Origin of the sequence: Enterococcus sp. AZ077 (assembly GCF_051714965.1) — a bacterium.
Taxonomy (GTDB): domain Bacteria; phylum Bacillota; class Bacilli; order Lactobacillales; family Enterococcaceae; genus Enterococcus_B; species Enterococcus_B hirae.
Genome location: NZ_JBIOSX010000001.1, coordinates 1,354,322 through 1,372,512 on the forward strand (window position 1 = coordinate 1,354,322; position 18,191 = coordinate 1,372,512).

Annotated in this window: 18 protein-coding genes; 15 read left to right on the forward strand and 3 right to left on the reverse strand. The window is 37.4% G+C overall.

From position 1 onward, the window contains the following. Positions 1 to 90 precede the first annotated feature (90 nt). Positions 91 to 1,440, forward strand: a complete 1,350-nt coding sequence (locus IGL28_RS06230; RefSeq protein ID WP_081129035.1) for a DEAD/DEAH box helicase — start codon at positions 91 to 93, stop codon at positions 1,438 to 1,440. 130 nt (positions 1,441 to 1,570) lie between these two features. On the opposite strand, the gene IGL28_RS06235 is transcribed toward IGL28_RS06230, so the two are convergent. Next, positions 1,571 to 1,999 carry a GNAT family N-acetyltransferase gene (locus IGL28_RS06235; protein ID WP_014834680.1) on the reverse strand — a complete coding sequence of 143 codons (429 nt, stop codon included), beginning with the start codon at positions 1,997 to 1,999 and terminating at the stop codon, positions 1,571 to 1,573. Positions 2,000 to 2,365: 366 nt separating this feature from the next. Between IGL28_RS06235 and alaS the strand changes: the two genes are divergently transcribed. The 3 genes from alaS (at position 2,366) to IGL28_RS06250 (ending at position 7,253) form a co-directional block, all read left to right on the forward strand. Beyond that, complete coding sequence (gene alaS / locus IGL28_RS06240) at positions 2,366 to 5,008, forward strand: alanine--tRNA ligase (protein ID WP_081129037.1); 2,643 nt, start codon at positions 2,366 to 2,368, stop codon at positions 5,006 to 5,008. 488 nt (positions 5,009 to 5,496) lie between these two features. After that, a complete protein-coding gene (locus IGL28_RS06245) occupies positions 5,497 to 6,093 on the forward strand; it encodes an ECF transporter S component (protein ID WP_010737525.1) in 597 nt (198 codons plus the stop codon). A 20-nt stretch (positions 6,094 to 6,113) separates the two neighbouring features. Continuing rightward, entirely contained in the window at positions 6,114 to 7,253 is a 1,140-nt protein-coding gene (locus tag IGL28_RS06250; RefSeq protein ID WP_034697851.1) for a cation diffusion facilitator family transporter, read from the forward strand. 50 nt (positions 7,254 to 7,303) lie between these two features. Here the strand turns inward: IGL28_RS06250 and IGL28_RS06255 are convergent, their stop codons facing one another. Next, positions 7,304 to 7,705, reverse strand: a complete 402-nt coding sequence (locus IGL28_RS06255) for a ribonuclease HI family protein (protein WP_010719229.1) — start codon at positions 7,703 to 7,705, stop codon at positions 7,304 to 7,306. A gap of 77 nt (positions 7,706 to 7,782) precedes the next feature. Between IGL28_RS06255 and IGL28_RS06260 the strand changes: the two genes are divergently transcribed. Beyond that, complete coding sequence (locus IGL28_RS06260) at positions 7,783 to 8,205, forward strand: EbsA family protein (RefSeq protein WP_034697854.1); 423 nt, start codon at positions 7,783 to 7,785, stop codon at positions 8,203 to 8,205. Between the two features lie 577 nt (positions 8,206 to 8,782). Then, on the forward strand, positions 8,783 to 9,013 hold the full coding sequence (locus IGL28_RS06265) for a hypothetical protein (RefSeq protein WP_228011854.1): 231 nt from the start codon (positions 8,783 to 8,785) through the stop codon (positions 9,011 to 9,013). 853 nt (positions 9,014 to 9,866) lie between these two features. On the opposite strand, the gene IGL28_RS06270 is transcribed toward IGL28_RS06265, so the two are convergent. Beyond that, positions 9,867 to 10,073: a cold-shock protein gene (locus IGL28_RS06270; protein ID WP_010719225.1), complete on the reverse strand. Its 207-nt coding sequence runs from the start codon at positions 10,071 to 10,073 to the stop codon at positions 9,867 to 9,869. A gap of 182 nt (positions 10,074 to 10,255) precedes the next feature. Here IGL28_RS06270 and IGL28_RS06275 point away from each other — a divergent pair, with 182 nt between their 5' ends. The 9 genes from IGL28_RS06275 to IGL28_RS06315 all read left to right on the forward strand — a co-directional run bounded on the left by IGL28_RS06275 (position 10,256) and on the right by IGL28_RS06315 (position 18,185). Further along, entirely contained in the window at positions 10,256 to 11,926 is a 1,671-nt protein-coding gene (locus tag IGL28_RS06275) for a formate--tetrahydrofolate ligase (protein WP_081204064.1), read from the forward strand. A gap of 329 nt (positions 11,927 to 12,255) precedes the next feature. Then, positions 12,256 to 12,708: an LMxysn_1693 family intestinal colonization protein gene (locus IGL28_RS06280; protein WP_081129041.1), complete on the forward strand. Its 453-nt coding sequence runs from the start codon at positions 12,256 to 12,258 to the stop codon at positions 12,706 to 12,708. Positions 12,709 to 13,070: 362 nt separating this feature from the next. After that, a complete protein-coding gene (locus IGL28_RS06285; RefSeq protein ID WP_229060502.1) occupies positions 13,071 to 13,304 on the forward strand; it encodes a CPBP family intramembrane glutamic endopeptidase in 234 nt (77 codons plus the stop codon). A 357-nt stretch (positions 13,305 to 13,661) separates the two neighbouring features. After that, positions 13,662 to 14,048, forward strand: a complete 387-nt coding sequence (locus IGL28_RS06290; RefSeq protein WP_010737532.1) for a hypothetical protein — start codon at positions 13,662 to 13,664, stop codon at positions 14,046 to 14,048. Further along, on the forward strand, positions 14,035 to 14,733 hold the full coding sequence (locus tag IGL28_RS06295) for a CBS domain-containing protein (RefSeq protein WP_010719220.1): 699 nt from the start codon (positions 14,035 to 14,037) through the stop codon (positions 14,731 to 14,733). Before IGL28_RS06290 ends, IGL28_RS06295 begins: the two co-directional genes overlap by 14 nt. Before the next feature lie 4 nt (positions 14,734 to 14,737). Next, complete coding sequence (lspA, locus tag IGL28_RS06300; protein WP_010719219.1) at positions 14,738 to 15,202, forward strand: signal peptidase II; 465 nt, start codon at positions 14,738 to 14,740, stop codon at positions 15,200 to 15,202. Then, a complete protein-coding gene (locus IGL28_RS06305; protein ID WP_438843922.1) occupies positions 15,199 to 16,110 on the forward strand; it encodes an RluA family pseudouridine synthase in 912 nt (303 codons plus the stop codon). The genes lspA and IGL28_RS06305 overlap by 4 nt, the downstream gene beginning before the upstream one ends. 238 nt (positions 16,111 to 16,348) lie before the next feature. Continuing rightward, positions 16,349 to 16,888, forward strand: a complete 540-nt coding sequence (pyrR, locus tag IGL28_RS06310) for a bifunctional pyr operon transcriptional regulator/uracil phosphoribosyltransferase PyrR (RefSeq protein WP_010719217.1) — start codon at positions 16,349 to 16,351, stop codon at positions 16,886 to 16,888. Positions 16,889 to 16,901: 13 nt separating this feature from the next. Next, on the forward strand, positions 16,902 to 18,185 hold the full coding sequence (locus IGL28_RS06315; RefSeq protein ID WP_081129043.1) for a solute carrier family 23 protein: 1,284 nt from the start codon (positions 16,902 to 16,904) through the stop codon (positions 18,183 to 18,185). Positions 18,186 to 18,191 lie beyond the last annotated feature (6 nt).

Below are 18,191 nucleotides of genomic sequence, written 5' to 3' on the forward strand. Positions count from 1 at the left end.
GCGACTTTGAAAAGGATCAAGCAAATTGCTTGAGGATGTGGTATAATGCGAAAGTCGTGTAAAAAAGAAAGAGAAGAGGTGCTTACTTAAATGAGTAATTTTGAACAATTTCATTTTAAACCATATATAAATGAGGCGTTAGCAGAAAAAGGTTTTGCTCAACCAACTGAAGTACAAGAGCGTTTGATTCCTTTGATCGCTAAAGGAAAAAATATCATTGGGCAATCACAAACAGGTTCTGGCAAAACGCATACATTTTTATTGCCTTTATTTCAAAAAATTAATGCGGAAAAAGCTGAAGTACAAGTAGTAATCACTGCACCAAGTCGTGAACTAGCCACTCAGATTTATGATGCGGCTAGTCAGATCGCTAAATTTTCTGATCCAGAGATCCGAGTGACGAATTTTGTAGGTGGAACTGATAAGCAACGCCAATTGAGCCGCTTGAAACATCAACAGCCACAGATCGTAGTGGGAACGCCAGGTAGAATCTTGGATATGATGAATGAACAAGCGTTGAAAATCCATACAGCATTCGCATTTGTTGTAGATGAAGCCGATATGACACTGGACATGGGCTTCTTGAATGAAGTGGATCAAATTGCTAGTCGATTGCCTGAAAAACTGCAATTTTTAGTTTTCTCAGCGACGATTCCTGAAAAATTACGACCATTCTTACGTAAATACATGGAAAATCCAATCATTGAAGAAATCAAACCGAAAGCAGTTATTTCTGAAGATATCGAGAATTGGCTGATCTCTACTAAAGGGAAAGATAAAAATCGAATGATTTACCAATTGTTAACGATTGGTCATCCTTATCTAGCAATTGTCTTCGCGAATACGAAGCAACACGTAGATGAAATTGCTGATTACTTGAAAAGCCAAGGCTTAAAAGTAGCTAAAATCCATGGAGATATCACTCCAAGAGAACGAAAACGGGTGATGCGCCAAGTTCAAAACTTAGAATATCAATACGTGGTTGCGACAGATCTAGCGGCACGTGGCATCGATATTGAAGGGGTTTCTCATGTGATCAATGCAGAAATTCCTGAAGACCTTGACTTCTTTATCCATCGAGTAGGTCGGACTGGACGTAATGGTTTAAAAGGAACTGCGATCACTTTGTACTCACCAAGTGATGAACAAACGATTGACAGTATTGAAAAAATTGGTGTCACATTTGAACCGATGGAAATCAAAAATGATGAAATCATCAAGACTTATGACCGCAATCGTCGGACGAAACGGGAAAAATCCAAAGATACACTGGATCCTACATTGATCGGCTTAGTGAAAAAGAAAAAGAAAAAAATCAAACCTGGATATAAAAAGAAAATCGATTGGGCAATTGCTGAAAAGAACAAAAAAGACCGTAAAATCGAACGCAGACAACAAACTAGAACTGCAAGAAAAAATAAGAAAAACTCCAATAAGTAAGTCAATGACCAGACCCTTTAAAAGAGACGTCATGACTTCACGCTCAAAGACCAAAGAATTGCATGTCTTCTGCATTCCTTTGGTCTGTTTTTAAGTGTTCATTTAGCAGATAATCTAGTGATAATAGATCTTAAATCAATTCTTTTTGCATCCCTACGCAGGTAATCCCATCCTCGATAAAAGGATCTGTACAAGTCTCGTAACCTTGTTGCTGATAGAAACTAAGGGCAGTCATTTCTGCTACTAGGTAACTTGATAGCAAGCCTTCTTTTTTCGCTTTCTGTTCAGCTAAGGACAACAGCTGACGACCGAAACCTTGTTGGCGATAATTTTTGGCGACGCAAAAACGATCGGGGTTAAGACAAGTGGACGATTTTTTTTGATAACGTAATGTTGCAATTGGAACATTGTTTTCCATTAACAGAAAGTAGTTATCAGAAGTGTCCGTTTCGTCAAATTCTAATTCTGGCAAAATGCCTTGTTCCAGAACAAATACCTGATAACGAAGATAAAAACTCGCCCCTCTGATCCAGGACTTGTTTCCAAAATAAACTTGCATCATCGATTCTCCTTTTGATTAATAGGCGTAATTCAAGCTTAACAAAAAATATTCTAGAAAGAAATAAGAGTTGAAGGAAAAGAGCGGTTGACAGAATAAAATAGAATACGTATACTTGTAAAGTACGAAAAGGACATGGTTTGTTTAAGTCTGACTTACAGAAAATTCTTTCCAGGCTGAAAAAAGAATAGTCAAAAAAACAAATTGCTCCCTTTTTTATTGATAGAAATATCAACGCTACTCAGCGTTATCGAGTTCAAGAGGTAATGATCGAACATCATTGCAACCAAGGTGGTACCGCGAGTTTTCGTCCTTGGCTGTGAGGGTGTTTTTTTGTCGTTTAAAATAAAGAAAGAAGGTAATAAAATGAAACAATTAAGCAGTGCACAAGTTCGACAAATGTTTTTAGATTTCTTCCAATCAAAAGGACACACGATTGAACCTAGCGCATCATTAATTCCAGTCAACGATCCAACGCTTTTATGGATCAACTCAGGGGTTGCTACGTTAAAAAAATATTTTGACGGCTCTGTCGTACCAGAAAATCCACGCATCACAAACGCTCAAAAATCAATTCGTACGAATGACATTGAAAATGTAGGGAAGACAGCACGTCACCACACAATGTTTGAAATGCTAGGGAATTTTTCTATTGGTGATTATTTCAAAAATGAAGCAATCCATTGGGCATGGGAATTTTTAACAAGTCCTGAATGGATGGCATTTGATCCGGAAAAATTATATGTTACCGTTTATCCAAAAGACACAGAAGCAAAACGAATCTGGCATGAAGAAGTCGGCTTACCACTTGATCACATTGTAGATGTTGAAGATAATTTCTGGGATATTGGTGCGGGTCCTTGTGGTCCTGATACAGAAATCTTCTATGATCGAGGCGAAGCATACAATGATGTCGCAGAAGATGATCCAGAAAACTACCCTGGTGGAGAAAACGAACGCTATTTAGAAATTTGGAATCTAGTATTTTCTGAGTTCAACCATAAACCAGATAATACATTTGAACCTTTACCACATAAAAACATTGATACGGGCATGGGGCTGGAACGGATGGTTTCGATCGTTCAAGACGCACCAACAAACTTTGAAACAGACTTGTTCTTACCGATCATTCATGCGGTAGAAAAACTAAGTAACCAAGTAAAATATGGTGAAAACCCGACAACCGACATTTCTTATAAAGTAATTGCGGATCATATCCGAGCATTATCTTTTGCGATTGGAGATGGGGCGCTTCCTTCAAATGAAGGTCGTGGCTATGTTCTTCGTCGTTTATTACGCCGAGCAGTGATGCACGGGAAAAAATTAGGGATCGAAAAAGCTTTCTTATATGATCTTGTTCCAGTAGTTGGCGAAATCATGGTTAGCTATTATCCGGAAGTCCTTCAACAAAAAGAATTTATTGAAAAAGTAGTTCGTACCGAAGAAGAACGTTTCAATGAAACAATCAACGAAGGTCTTGAAATCTTGAATCAAGTGATCGCTGAAGTCAAAAAAGCAAATGGAACAACACTTGCTGGAAAAGATATCTTCAAATTATATGATACTTACGGTTTCCCAGTGGAGTTGACCGAAGAAGTGGCAGAAGATGAAGGCTTGAAAGTCGATTATGAAGGCTTTGAAAAAGAAATGGAAGCACAAAGACAACGTGCGCGTGCTGCTCGTAGTACAGAAAAATCAATGGGAGTCCAATCTGCCCTATTAACAGATATCAAAGTGGATAGTAAATTTATTGGCTATGATCAAGTTGAATCAGACAGCAAACTATTGGTGATTATCAAAGATGAAGAACTAGTGAGTGAATTGTCTGCTGGACAAGGTCAATTGATTTTTGATCAAACACCGTTTTATGCAGAAATGGGCGGACAAGTGGCTGATCAAGGTTGGATCATTGATGCCTCTGGAGAAACGGTTGCGACAGTTGTTGACGTTCAAAAAGCACCGAATGGACAATTTATGCATACCGTAGAAGTGCTTTCAACATTGACTGAAGGCGAAGTTTACCACTTATTGATCGATGTACCGATGAGAAATCGCATTATCAAAAACCATACAGCGACTCACTTATTGCATAAAGCTTTAAAAGAAGTTTTAGGGGAACATGCAAACCAAGCTGGTTCTTTAGTTGCTCCTGGACATTTACGCTTTGACTTTACTCATTTTGGACAAATCACAGCAGATGAATTAGTAAAAATGGAACGAATCGTTAATGAGAAGATATGGGAAGCAATCCCAGTAGAAACCATCGAAACAGATATCGATACCGCTAAGAATATGGGTGCTATGGCTTTATTTGGTGAAAAATATGGTCAAGAAGTCCGTGTAGTGAACATTGGTGGATGGTCTATCGAACTTTGTGGTGGAACCCATGTAACAAATACTGAAAATATTGGGATCTTTAAAATCGTTTCTGAATCAGGAATCGGTGCCGGTGTTCGTCGGATCGAAGCTGTAACAAGTAAAGAAGCATATGAGTTATTGGAAGCAGAAGAAAAACAATTAAAAGAAGTTGCCACAATTGTCAAATCACCTCAATTAAAAGAGGTTGTATCAAAAACAGAACAATTACAACAACAACTAAAAGAACTACAAAAAGAAAATGAACAATTAGCAAGTAAACTAGCGAACCAACAAGCAGGCGATGTCTTTAAAAATGTGGAAACAGTTAGTGGTCATTCAATGATTACTGCACAAGTAAAAGTAAAAGATATGAACCAATTACGTCAATTAGCAGACCAATGGAAACAAAAAAACATTTCCGATATTCTTGTTTTGGCAAATGAACAAGACGGAAAAGTTAGTTTGTTAGTCGCTATGACGAAAGAAGCAAATGATGCTGGGCTAAAAGCTGGTGACTTGATCAAAGCAATCGCACCAAAAGTTGGTGGTGGCGGTGGTGGTCGCCCTGATATGGCGCAAGCAGGTGGGAAAAACCCTGCTGGTATCCCAGATGCTTTATCAGAAGCTAAAACATGGTTGTCTAATCAATAATCAACTTTAAATACTTTTCCAAATAAAATGGGAAAGCGTCGAATAGCTCAGATGATAATAACCTCCTTTTGAAACGGTATTTTATGTTTGGGAGAGAAAAAACTTATTTCAAGGAGCGAATACTTGACCTTGTTTTAGCAAATAATGGGGAATAGAATGCTTTCATTGAAGCGAGTAAGCGGTCATTTTTTAAACAGCTTTTCATAGTTTAAACACTGATCGCTTATTGCTTAAGGAAGCACCGATAATACTATTTATTTTCATACATGCTAAAGGGCTCAAGAACGACTTTTTTTGTTCAAGGAGTATTGAATCCTCCTATTTGTTAAAGAAAAGTTCTACCGAATTTGTTTGAAACGGAAATCCCGTTGACAAATTCGGTTTATTTTATGAGAACTGAATGCAACCAATCAGCATTTTCTTTGAGAGTAATTAATTGACAAAAAAGCAAAACCTTTTACGATTAGAATAAAAAGGAGGGGGTAAAATTGAATAGTAAAAATAAAACTTTTCGTTTAGTTTTACGAGCGATTTTATTAGCAATCATTATCGTTCAAGCAATGGTTCCATGGTTAGGGTTTATTCCTTTAGGATTTATTAGTTTGACGATTATTCACATAACAGTTATCGTTGCTGCGGTTGTATTAGGACCGAAAGACGGCATGGTCATTGGTTTGTTTTGGGGGATCGCCACGATCATTCGTGCTTACGCCATGCCTACGACCCCATTTGATACCCTCGTCTTTACCAATCCGATCATTTCAGTTGTTCCTAGAGTTTTAGTTGGTTTAGTTGCAGGAATCATTTTTCATTGGATTTATCAACGTTATCATTCTGTAGTCGTTGGTTCGGTTTTAGCAGGAGTATTTGGCTCACTCGTGAATACACTTTTAGTTCTAGGGTTTATGGGACTGTTTTATACTGGGGCAACTGCTGATGCGTATGGCGTAGATGCGGATCTATTATTTAAAACTTTGGCAGGAGTTGCCGCAATCAATGGGATTCCGGAAGCGATAGGTGCCGGAATCATTACGCCACTGATTGCTAAAGCGCTGTTTGCTGCAACGCCACTCAAACCAGAATAAAGAATAAAGGAAGCGAAAAAGTGTCAAAAGAACAAAAAACGATTAGTGGGCAAGAACGTACCAAAAAAGGCATTATAGCAGGAATCTTAGGTCTTATCTCAAATATGTTATTGTTTGTTGCGAAGTTTATGATCGGCCTTTTTTCTGGCAGTGTTTCGATCATGGCGGATGCTATCAATAGTTTATCCGATACAGCTTCATCCATTTTGACGCTTGTTGGGTTTAAGATTGCTGCAAAACCCGCAGACCAAGAACATCCATTTGGACATGAACGATTTGAATATATCAGTGGCTTATTTGTTTCCATCATCATTACGTATGTAGGGTTTCAATTTTTGGACGCTTCTATACGGAAAATTTTTCGGCCGGAACATTTAGTCCTGACACCGATCGTGTTTCTTGTCCTGATATTTTCGATTCTGTTAAAACTTTTACAAGGACGTATGTACACTAGATTTTCAAAAACAATTCAGTCAGAAGCACTAAAAGCGACAGCCAAAGATAGTTACAATGATGTATTCACGACGTTAGCTGTTTTAGTATCTGCAGGTATCGAAAGATTCACTGGCTGGCGTATTGATGGTTATGTTGGTTTTGTCTTAGCCGGGTACATTATTTTTAGTGGGATCATGATGTTACGTGATTTTGTCTATGAATTACTAGGTAGCCGTCCAACAGCTGAAGAAATCAAAACAATGGAAAAACAATTAAGTTCTTATAAATCGATTTTAGGTTTTCATGATCTGTTGGTTCATAATTATGGACCAAACAAAAAGTTTGCTTCTGTTCATATTGAAGTTGACGACAGTTTAAACTTGAATGAAGCACATAAAATCATTGATATTATCGAAAAAGACTTTAAAAAGACTTTGGATGTAGATTTAGTTTGTCATCTAGATCCGGTAGCAATCCATAATGAACAATACCGTAAGATATTGAAACAATTGAGACAAATTATCAAAGAGTTGGGGGAAGAGTTGAGGTTGCACGATTTACGGATCATACGTAAAGGGAAAGAGTTGCAATTCGATATTGTAGTTCCTCAGAATTTCAAGTTACCAGATGATGTTTTAGAAGAAAAGATTCGTCAAGCTATTGAGAAAAAGGTTGGTTCTTTTGAACTCGATATTACTTTTGATCACAATTATCTTCTCTATTAAATCAGAAACTTTAAAAAGACTTTTTAGTAAGTAGCTAAAAAGTCTTTTTTTTATGGATTTAATTGTTTTTGAAGCGCTTGGCGTGCCAGATTATCCGCCCCTTTATTCTTACTCTCGGGAATCCATTGTAAGATGAGTAAATGGAACTGAGCGAGTAATTGTTGGATCTCATATAGAAGGGAAGAGAAACTTTCGTTGTTCGTATGGTTTTTGTCGATTGTAGAAACAAGTACTTTGCTATCGGAATAACAGAGAATTGTTTCATTGACCCAGCCTTTTTCCTTTAAAATTTCTAAAGTTTTTAAAAAGACTTCGAATTCAGCTTGATGATTGGAGCCATCCGAAAGTGGGACGGTAAGCTGTTCTTGTTTATTTTCATGGATAATTAAAATCCCTCCACCACTAGGTCCTGGATTGCCTTTTGTGGAAGCATCAATGTATACTTTGATCATAATAAGGAAGCTCTCCTTTTTATAAAAATAGTGTTATGCTATAATTATACCATTACAAATAGATGCGAGGTTAAAGAATGAAAAAAATAATTCGCTGGCAGCCGGAATGGGCGCAGACAATCATCTATTGGTCTTTATCTTTGATCATTTTATTTTTTAGTTTGATTTTATCACTTGAAAACACTAGACCCTATTGGAAAAGTAACTTAGTGATGGGGCTATTTTTAATTTTTCTTTTTCTTGGGTATCGTCGGTCATTTATTTTGAAAAACCATGCAATCAAAATTAAATATGCTGCTTTTTGGAAGGACCAAAATATCCCGCTACAAGATATTGACTCTGTAACACCGGTCAAAAGAGGCGTAAAGATTAAATATGTAGGGAAGGCTGAGCCAACCTTCTATCTGATGCGCAAAAAAAGTCAGACAGCTTTTTTGTCCTACTATTCTGAAGGTAAAGAGCAACAAAGCACTAACAACCAAGTAAATACAACTAGCTGATTGATTTTACTTGTTTAAACCAATTGATTTAGCAGATATAAAATAGCTGCGAGAGAAACATAACTATATATAACCTCTGAGAAAACAAGCCGAAGAATCCGAAGATCATTTTATGATCAGGGTGAGATTCTTCGGCTTGATTGTGTCTTGCTGACGTTTGTATGAACTTGACCCTAGAAAAATGGATGATATGATGTTCGACCAGTAACTTTCGATAAAGTAATGGACACCTGACCATTCAACCAAGGGATATATAACTTAATAACATAAAGGATATTATAAAAAATTTGCACTAAATATTTTTTAAAGGAAAAAAAGAAGTAAGATAACAATTTTTCTAATTTATAATAAAACTTACAGAAAAAGTATAAGGAGAAAAACGGACGTGGAAATAAAAAAAATGTTTGAAGATCTCTACCGAATTTGGAAGAAAACAGGCATTCTCAAGAGAAGAGGTGCGAAGCTATCGAGACTATGGCGGAGAAACGGTAGGAAGATAGTGAGACTATGGCGGAGGAACGGTAGGAAGATAAAAGGAATATGGAAAACGAGAGGTACAAAACTACGGAGAATGCACTTGGAAAAGCTAAATAAAAGAAAGGAAAATGGCAAAAGAACACAGATGAAAAAAGCACAGACATCAAGAGTGAAACAAGGTAGTTCGAATAATAAACAAGAAATACGTTCGCTATCTGTCCGTGCAACAAATCAAGCGAGTTGGAAAAATGCGCAAATTTCAAGAAATTTAGCGAATCAGCAAAAGGGCTACTCCAGGAGTCAACAGACATCTATCACCTCAACGAGATGAATCTTTCTATGGGTTCACATAGTTTTGATGTCAATCGTTGGATTCAGTGTTTTGAGCAATTAGGAGTGATAAATGGTTGGCAATTTTTAAAAGAAAACAGCAAAACACAGGGTTATAACCTTCAGGACTTTAAAAATATCATGGCTGGGCTTGATTCGCAGGAAATAACTTCAGGAACCAGTTCAAGAAGATACATAAATGAACGAATCATAAATAGTGAAAGTGACCGTTGAAACTAGTTATTAGAAAAGTTCGGTAAAAAAATGGTATAAAAGCAAATCAAAAAAGATTATCAACCAAGGCTATATAACAATCAAGCCCTTGCTCGGATTGTCGATTCTTTAAATCCGTTGTCTCGATTTAGAAAGATTCTTTTAAAATGGCAATTAATGTTGAAAAGAAAACAATCTGATGCGAAAGACATCATTCACTCGGAAATAAGTGAGAAGGATGCATAGATACAACGAGAAGAAATAATAGCGAAGAAAAAAGAAAAGAAATTTGTAAAAAATATTAAAGCAAACGCTAGAAATCAAGTTTTCAATACAGTCGAGCAGTCTTTTTCAAATCATCTGATAAATTCGAGATAACCTTCTTTCGATAGGATCAGAAAACAAACAGAAATATGTATCTTTATATTGAAAAGTGAGATTTTGTAATATTAGTGAACGTTGTACTGTATGGAAGAGACGCAGCATAAGTTGATTTTCTATCGTTCAAGCAATTATAAAATTATAAAAAAGCCGATACTTTGCAAAGAACATTTTGCGGAGTATCGGTCTTTCTTTAAATTGAATATTTTTGATGCAATCTCTTCTGTTTTGAAGAGAAGTTACTTATTGTTGAAACTTTCTTATAAGATCATTTTTTTGACATGAGCGGCTTGTGCCCCACGGTTTCCTTCGATTATTTCAAATTCTACAGATTGATTTTCTTCAAGGGTTTTGAATCCCTCTTCTTCAATTGCAGTAAAATGGACGAATATTTCTTCTGTTTCATCATAACTAATAAATCCATATCCTTTTTTGTTGTCAAACCATTTCACAGTTCCTGTGGTCAAAGCTCTCACGACCTTTCTAAAGTCTGATCATAACTAACATTATAAAGAGTATTTATATATACGTCAATTAAATTAAAAAAGCAATCTTGCCTATTTTGTTTTAAAATAAAAAAAGGTATAATAGATATAACTGAACAAATTCTTTTGTTTTGGGCATAAAGTTCGTGTAAAGGGGCAATTTGATGAAGAGCGATCTACAAATATCACAAGAAACAGAGTTAAAACCGATTATTAAAATTGCGGAAAAATTGGATATCCAACAAGATGACCTGGAGCTTTACGGAAAATATAAAGCGAAAATCAATTTTTCCACCATCAAGAAATTAAAGAAAAAACCAGATGGTCACTTGATTTTAGTTACATCCATCAATCCTACACCAGCTGGAGAAGGTAAATCGACCATCACGGTAGGTCTTGGGGACGCATTGAATCAAATTGGTAAAAAAGCAGTGATTGCGTTAAGAGAACCTTCCCTTGGTCCAGTCATGGGAATCAAGGGTGGTGCTGCCGGCGGAGGCTATGCACAAGTATTACCAATGGAAGATATCAATTTACACTTTACTGGCGATATGCATGCGATTACGTCTGCTAATAATGCATTGTCTGCACTTTTGGACAATCATATCCATCAAGGGAATGAACTGAGAATCGATTCACGTCGTGTGATCTGGAAACGTGTCGTCGATTTGAATGATCGCGAACTGCGAAAAGTGATTGTTGGCTTGGGCGGTCCGATTCAAGGTGTACCGAGAGAAGATGGCTTTGACATCACCGTAGCAAGTGAAATCATGGCGATTTTATGCTTAGCAACAGACATCGATGATTTAAAAGCTCGTTTAGCTCGAATTGTTGTCGGTTATACCTTTGATCAAAAGCCAGTGACAGCTGGTGATCTCAAAGCAGAAGGCGCATTGGCACTGCTATTAAAAGAAGCGATCAAACCAAACTTAGTACAAACGATTTATGGCACGCCAGCATTTGTCCATGGCGGTCCTTTTGCCAATATTGCTCACGGGTGTAATAGTGTTTTAGCTACCCAAACAGCTCTTAAATTAGGGGAGTATGTGGTGACTGAAGCTGGATTTGGTGCAGATCTAGGTGGAGAAAAATTCCTAGATATCAAAGTTCCGAATTTGAAAAAGGCGCCTGATGCGATCGTGATCGTAGCAACAGTTCGTGCCTTGAAAATGCATGGCGGTGCAACTAAAGAAGAGTTGAAAACGGAAAATTTAGCAGCATTGGAAAAAGGATTCAGTAATTTAAAACGTCATATCCACAATATGGAGAAATACCATATCCCAGTAATCGTTGCGATCAACGAGTTCGTGACAGATACGGAAGCTGAATTTACTTTGTTAGAACGTCTTTGCGAAAATCAAGGGGTGATCGTAAAACGAGCAAGTGTTTGGGAGCATGGCGCAGACGGTGGAATTGAACTTGCCAAAGCGGTCGTTCGTGCGATTGATAGTCAGCAAGCAGATTATCAGCCCCTGTATCAACCGACAGCGACTATTGAAGAAAAAGTGGCAACGATCGTCCAAGAGATTTATGGTGGAAAAGGTGTCAATTTTAGTAAAAAAGCAAAAAAACAAATCGATGAGTTTGTCCTTAATGGTTGGGATAAACTGCCAATTTGTATGGCGAAAACCCAATATTCATTTTCTGACGATCCGACACTTCTAGGCGCTCCTGAAGGATTTACGATTACCATCAGAGAGTTCGTTCCCAAATTAGGGGCTGGGTTTATCGTTGCGCTAACAGGTGATGTCATGACTATGCCGGGACTTCCCAAAAAACCAGCTGCATTGAATATGGATGTTACCAGTGATGGGGAAGTACTGGGATTATTCTAAAAAAGAAAGAGGATAGGGTGCTTCATAAAAAAGCCATCTATCAAAAATGTTTAGTGAGAATACACAAAAAACGAGTAAATACCTAAAATTAGGTAAAGGCTCCCTTTCGATCAAAAAAAAGTATAAAGTCAGCTCTTGTATATGTTCATACAAGGGCTGACTTGTTTTTATACATATTGTGTTAGTCAACAAATAAATAATGGCGGTTTCACGGATGATTTTGAGTTCAAAACAGCTTTTTATGATAGCAATCATATGTCTAAAATAAAATGATTTATAATCATTGCGAAGAAAACGTTTTTTTAATACTAAAATAGGAGTGCAAATTTTTGAAAAAGTATTTATTTAGAACAATTTTGGTGTCTACGTCACTTTTGACTTTAGGAACTGCTGTAACTCCGTGTGTTCCAGTATTAGCCGATGAAACGAATAGTTCTGGCATAGCAATTTGTAGTGATGATGAGTACTATGTATTAGACGAACCATCGATTCAGACAAAAACTTGGTCACAACCTCAAAGTTGGCGTATTTCTAAAGGAAATCGTACATATTCGGGTACAGAAACCCACAATAGAAAAACCACATTATCAATTGGTGCAACGATCTTCGGAATGAATATTAAAATCGGGAACGAATACTCAGTAAACGGAAAATTCAAGAAGTATCGTCAAAATGCAAGGATAACGGTCACTTACCGAGTTTATCGTAAAGTAGACAATAAATATATTCGTACTCAAACTGCTACAGCAAATACACAATATATTGATTATGTAGCAATATGATACATAGGAATACTAAGAAACATTGGAAATTCATTCTTTGCTTGAGTTACTTTATTATTTATTTTATGATCCCAAATATAGGGATCCCAATCAAATATGATTTCATATTTGATTGGATTTCTTGGTTTCCGTTGATCCTAAGTTTTATGTTTTTGGTGTTGTTCCACCAGCTTCTCTATCAATCATTAGTAGAAATACAATGGCTGAAACTCATATTTATTGCAGTCTTTTGTATCGTTAGTATTATTGTCATTAATACTGCTTTGCCTGATACAAATAGCTTACCCCTAAATTCTTTAGCTAATAGTGAATTGAAAAAATATATAATAAGTGCTACAACGTACGGTGTATTTTTAGAAGAAATGATTTTTAGATTTAGTCTAATCAGCTTACATTCTGACAGGAAAACAAAGGCTTCTCTCCTCATAATCTCTTCATTCTTGTTTTCAATCGTACACGGAGGAAATTTCAACCTTTTTTTCTGCGGCGTTCTATTTGGATTCGTTTATATAAAAACTTCTAATGTGTGGTACGCCATATTGACCCATGTTTTTTATAATGGTGTGGGTATATTTCTTTTTTTATTCTTTACTTAGTTGTTGCAAAGCAATGAACGATAAAGTAGTTAAAGCAAGTGGAGATTTACAAAAAGTGAGGTTGAAAAAAATACTTCTAAACAGTAAAAAAGGATGACACAATTATTCATTACGGATAGTTGAGTCATCCTTTTATTTTCGATCGAACATTTTTAATGGATATATAAGGAGTGAAAAAGATGTTACAACAGATTTCTAATAGTTTTGCTGGTTGGCTACTTTTGCTGTACTCGCTGCATTTGAGCAAAAAATGTCTATAAATTAGTTAAATATAGGGAACTCAAACACTTTGAGACATCTACTTTCTTGTTCGGGTGTTTTACGGTATACTAAGAAAGCATCAGGAGGAGGGGCGTTATGGACGTACGAGTGACAAGACGAACAGGTTTTTATGGCATGGGTAGTCCGATCCAACTGCGGATCAATGGAAAGAAAAAAGGACAATTGAATCATAATCAATCGGTTTTACTTAAGTTAGAAGCACCTTTTACAATGCAAGTTTCGTTTTATTGGTTAAAAAGTCCAGTGTATACAATAACGCATCCGTCCAAAGGATACGTCATTACAATGAATCTCTTATTGTTACAGATTTATCCCTTTTTATTTTTAGGAAGTGGATTAAGCGCATTGTGGTTACACAATCTAATTTATAGTATGTTCGTGGTACTTGTAATGATTGGCTTCTTTTTTTTCATCAAAAACCAAGCCTATGTAATCAAGGAGGAGAAAGATGGCAAACTCTGATATTTTTTTAAGTAGTTTTAATCGGATCGAAAAATGGATGAGAGATGAAATGGGTAACGCCCGCAATATGGGATTTACTGAGTTAGTTCGGCGACTTGCCCAACGCAAAAAAGCAGTGATTCGTCAATATGAAGAAGATTTGCTTCAGCTGGCGCAGTTACGAAATGCCATTGTTCACGATCGGATTGCTGTGGATTTTGTGATTGCTGAACCCAATGATTGGGCAGTCAATAAGATCCAGCAGATTGAAGAAGACTTGATTCGTCCAGCAAAGGTTTTACCTCGCTTTGCGAAACATGTCACAGGTTTTGAACGAGATCTTCCTTTACTTGATTTATTAGGAACGGTTGCCAAAAAACGATACTCACAGTTTCCTTTGTATAATAAAGGGAAATTCGTAGCGCTTGTGACATTGCGGGTCATTGGTTTTTGGCTAGCAAAGGAAAGTCAAAAAGGGACCATTGATTTAACAGATAAAAAAGCGGCTGATTTGATTTTTAGTGATGGCAAATATACGAATTATCGTTTTGTAGCTGAACATACTTATGTTTATGAAGTGGAAACAATGTTTCGGGAACAAGGAACTCTAGAAGCAGTCCTGATTACCAAAGATGGTCATCCTGACGGCAACTTACTGGGGATCATTAGACCTAGAGATATTTATCAACAAATAGAAAAGGAATGATTTTTTGTTAGCAATTTATTTTATGATCAGTGGATTATTAGTGGCTCTTGATCAGTGGGTCAAATGGTGGATCGTCAATGATTTATCTTTAGGCGAAACGAAGACATTGATTCCAGGCGTCTTATCGTTGAATCATATACGCAATACTGGGGCAGCTTGGAGTATGCTTGAAGGGAAGATGTGGTTTTTCGTCATAATCACAGTGGTTGCTGTCATTGTTGTCGTGACATTGATGGTCAAGAATCGCAAACAGGGCAATCGATGGTTGCTGACAGGACTAAGTTTTATTTTGGCAGGAGCTATTGGGAATTTTATTGATCGTGTAAGACTGGGATATGTCGTCGATATGTTCCAAACAGATTTTATGAATTTTCCGATCTTCAATGTAGCTGATATGACACTTGTTTGTGGTGTGATTCTTATTTTGATATATATTATTTTAGATGAAAAGGAACAAGGGAAAAAATGACAGAATTAAACGCAACGATTCAAACAGAAACAGGACGGATCGATAAAGTACTCACAGGTTTATTCAACGATTATAGTCGTTCACAAATCCAGCTTTGGCTCAAAGATGGTGCCGTTTCGGTCAACGGACAAGTGGTGAAAGCAAATTATAAAGTGAAGAAAAATGATGAAATCGTGATCGCTGTGCCAGAACCAGAGACCCTTTCAATTGAAGCAGAAGACATTCCATTAGAAATCGTTTATGAAGACGAAGCGGTTGCTGTTGTCAACAAACCACAAGGCATGGTCGTCCATCCTTCAGCAGGTCATCCGAATGGTACGATGGTCAATGCTTTAATGTATCATGTAAAAGATCTTTCGTCGATCAATGGTGTGATCCGTCCAGGGATCGTCCATCGAATCGATAAAGATACTTCAGGTTTGTTGATGGTAGCGAAAAATGATTTAGCACATGAATCTTGGGCCAAGCAATTAAAAGATAAAACTTCTTTACGTAAATACGTAGCGTTAGTCCATGGAGTGATTCCTCATGAAAAAGGAACGATCAACGCACCGATCGGTCGATCAAAAGTGAACCGTAAAATGCAGGCAGTCAGAGAAGATGGCAAACCAGCCGTGACCCATTTTAATGTCTTGGAACGATTCAATGATTTTACGTTGGTGGAGTTGACGTTAGAAACAGGTAGGACCCATCAGATCCGTGTGCATATGAAATATATAGGCTATCCTTTAGCTGGAGACCCAGTTTACGGACCAAGTAAGACATTGAAAGGAAATGGGCAATTTCTTCATGCGAAGCTCTTAGGTTTTACCCATCCAATCACAGGTCAGAAAATGGTCTTTGAAGCACCGCTTCCAACAATCTTTGAAAAAACTTTAGAAAAACTAAGGAAAAGTGTTGCATTTTGATTTAGATAACGGTATAGTATTTAACAACGAAAGCATAAAAAATTCATATCAGTTCCTTTAAGTTTAGTCCCGTGAGGCTAAGAAGGGTGTGGGTAAGAGAGCTATGGTGCGCCATAACATCGATTACTCAATGACGTAGTATAACTATCAGTGTATCTAAATGTACACTCAGTCTAGACATTCCTCCTGTCCTCTTAGGGCAGGAGTTTTTTTGTGTATAAAAAAGGAGGAAACAAACATGCAAGCAAAAGAAGTTGTGGATCAAGTAACCATGAAGCGGGCATTGACACGTATCACTTATGAAATCATTGAAAGAAATCAGACGATTCAAGATGTTGTCTTAATTGGGATAAAAACAAGAGGCATTTACATCGCATCAAGAGTTGCCGATCGTTTGAAGCAACTAGAAGGCATCGAAGTTCCGGTCGGAGAGCTGGATATCACATTGTATCGTGATGATAAAAAAGAAACACCAGCTGAAGCAGAACTTCATTCTTCAGATATTCCCGTTTCACTAGAAGGAAAAGAAGTGATTTTGATCGATGACGTCCTTTACACTGGACGAACGATTCGAGCAGCGATGGACGCAGTAATGGACTATGGTCGTCCTAGAAAAATTTCTCTGGCTGTCTTAGTAGACAGGGGACATCGGGAGTTACCGATTCGAGCAGACTATGTTGGGAAAAACATTCCCACAGCAAAAACAGAAGAAATCTTAGTCGAAATGCAAGAACTTGACGGCAAAGATCGAATCATGATTTTGAAAGAGGAAGAATAGAGGAGCAATTGATATGTCAGAACAGAAAAAATTCCATAATCACGATGCGGTTTTAGATATCCACGATCGCCCAAAAACAGGACATTGGATCGGCTTAAGTTTACAACATCTCTTTACGATGTTTGGTGCTACTGTACTTGTGCCGATTTTAGTGGGGATCGATCCAGGGATTGCCTTAGTCAGCTCAGGATTAGGAACATTAGTTTATCTTTTTACTACTAAAGGAAAGATTCCAGCATACTTGGGTAGTAGCTTTGCCTTTATCGCAGCTATGCAAATGCTGATGAAGACTGATGGTTACCCAGCGATCGCCCAAGGAGCCGTAACGACTGGTCTGGTTTACTTGATCGTCGCATGGATCATCAAAAAGATCGGTTCAGCATGGTTGGACAAAATTTTACCACCGATTGTCGTTGGTCCCGTGATCATGGTAATCGGTTTGGGGTTAGCAGCGAATGCTGCAACGAACGCAATGTATAACCAAGGCAACTATGATTTTAAATATATAGCCGTGGCACTGATCACTTTAGCATTGACGATTTTCTTCAACATGTGGCTAAAAGGATTTTTAGGACTTATTCCAATTTTGTTAGGGATCATTTGCGGCTACCTCGTTGCTTTACTCTTCGGAATCGTCAATACAAAGCCGATCGCTGATGCTGCATGGTTCGCTTTACCAAACTTCGAGATTCCATTTGTTCAATATGAACCGAAGCTTTACTTAGGAGCAATCACGACGATGGCACCTATCGCTTTCGTTACGATGACGGAACACATTGGACATTTGATGGTCTTGAATAAATTAACCAAACGTAATTTCTTTGAAGAGCCAGGTTTACACAAAACATTGATGGGAGATGGCTTAGCGCAGATCGTTGCAGCTTTCGTCGGTGGTCCTCCAGTTACAAGTTATGGGGAAAATATTGGTGTGTTAGCAATCACTCGTGTACACAGCGTATTCGTCATCGGTGGTGCAGCAGTCTTCGCTGTGATTTTAGGATTTGTGGGCAAATTAAGCGCTTTGATCTTAAGTATCCCAGGTCCCGTAATTTCCGGAATCAGCTTTATCTTGTTCGGAGTGATCGCAGCGAGTGGAATGAAGATTTTGATCGAAAATAAAATCGATTTTGATAAAAAGAAAAATCTGTTGATTGCTTCAGTGATCTTAGTGGTCGGAATCGGCGGCTTGGTTTTTGAAGTAGGCACCTTCACGTTATCAGCAATGGCTTTAGCAACTGTACTTGGTATCATTCTGAATCTTATCTTACCCGAAACTTCACGTAGCGAAGAAAAATAAGGAGGA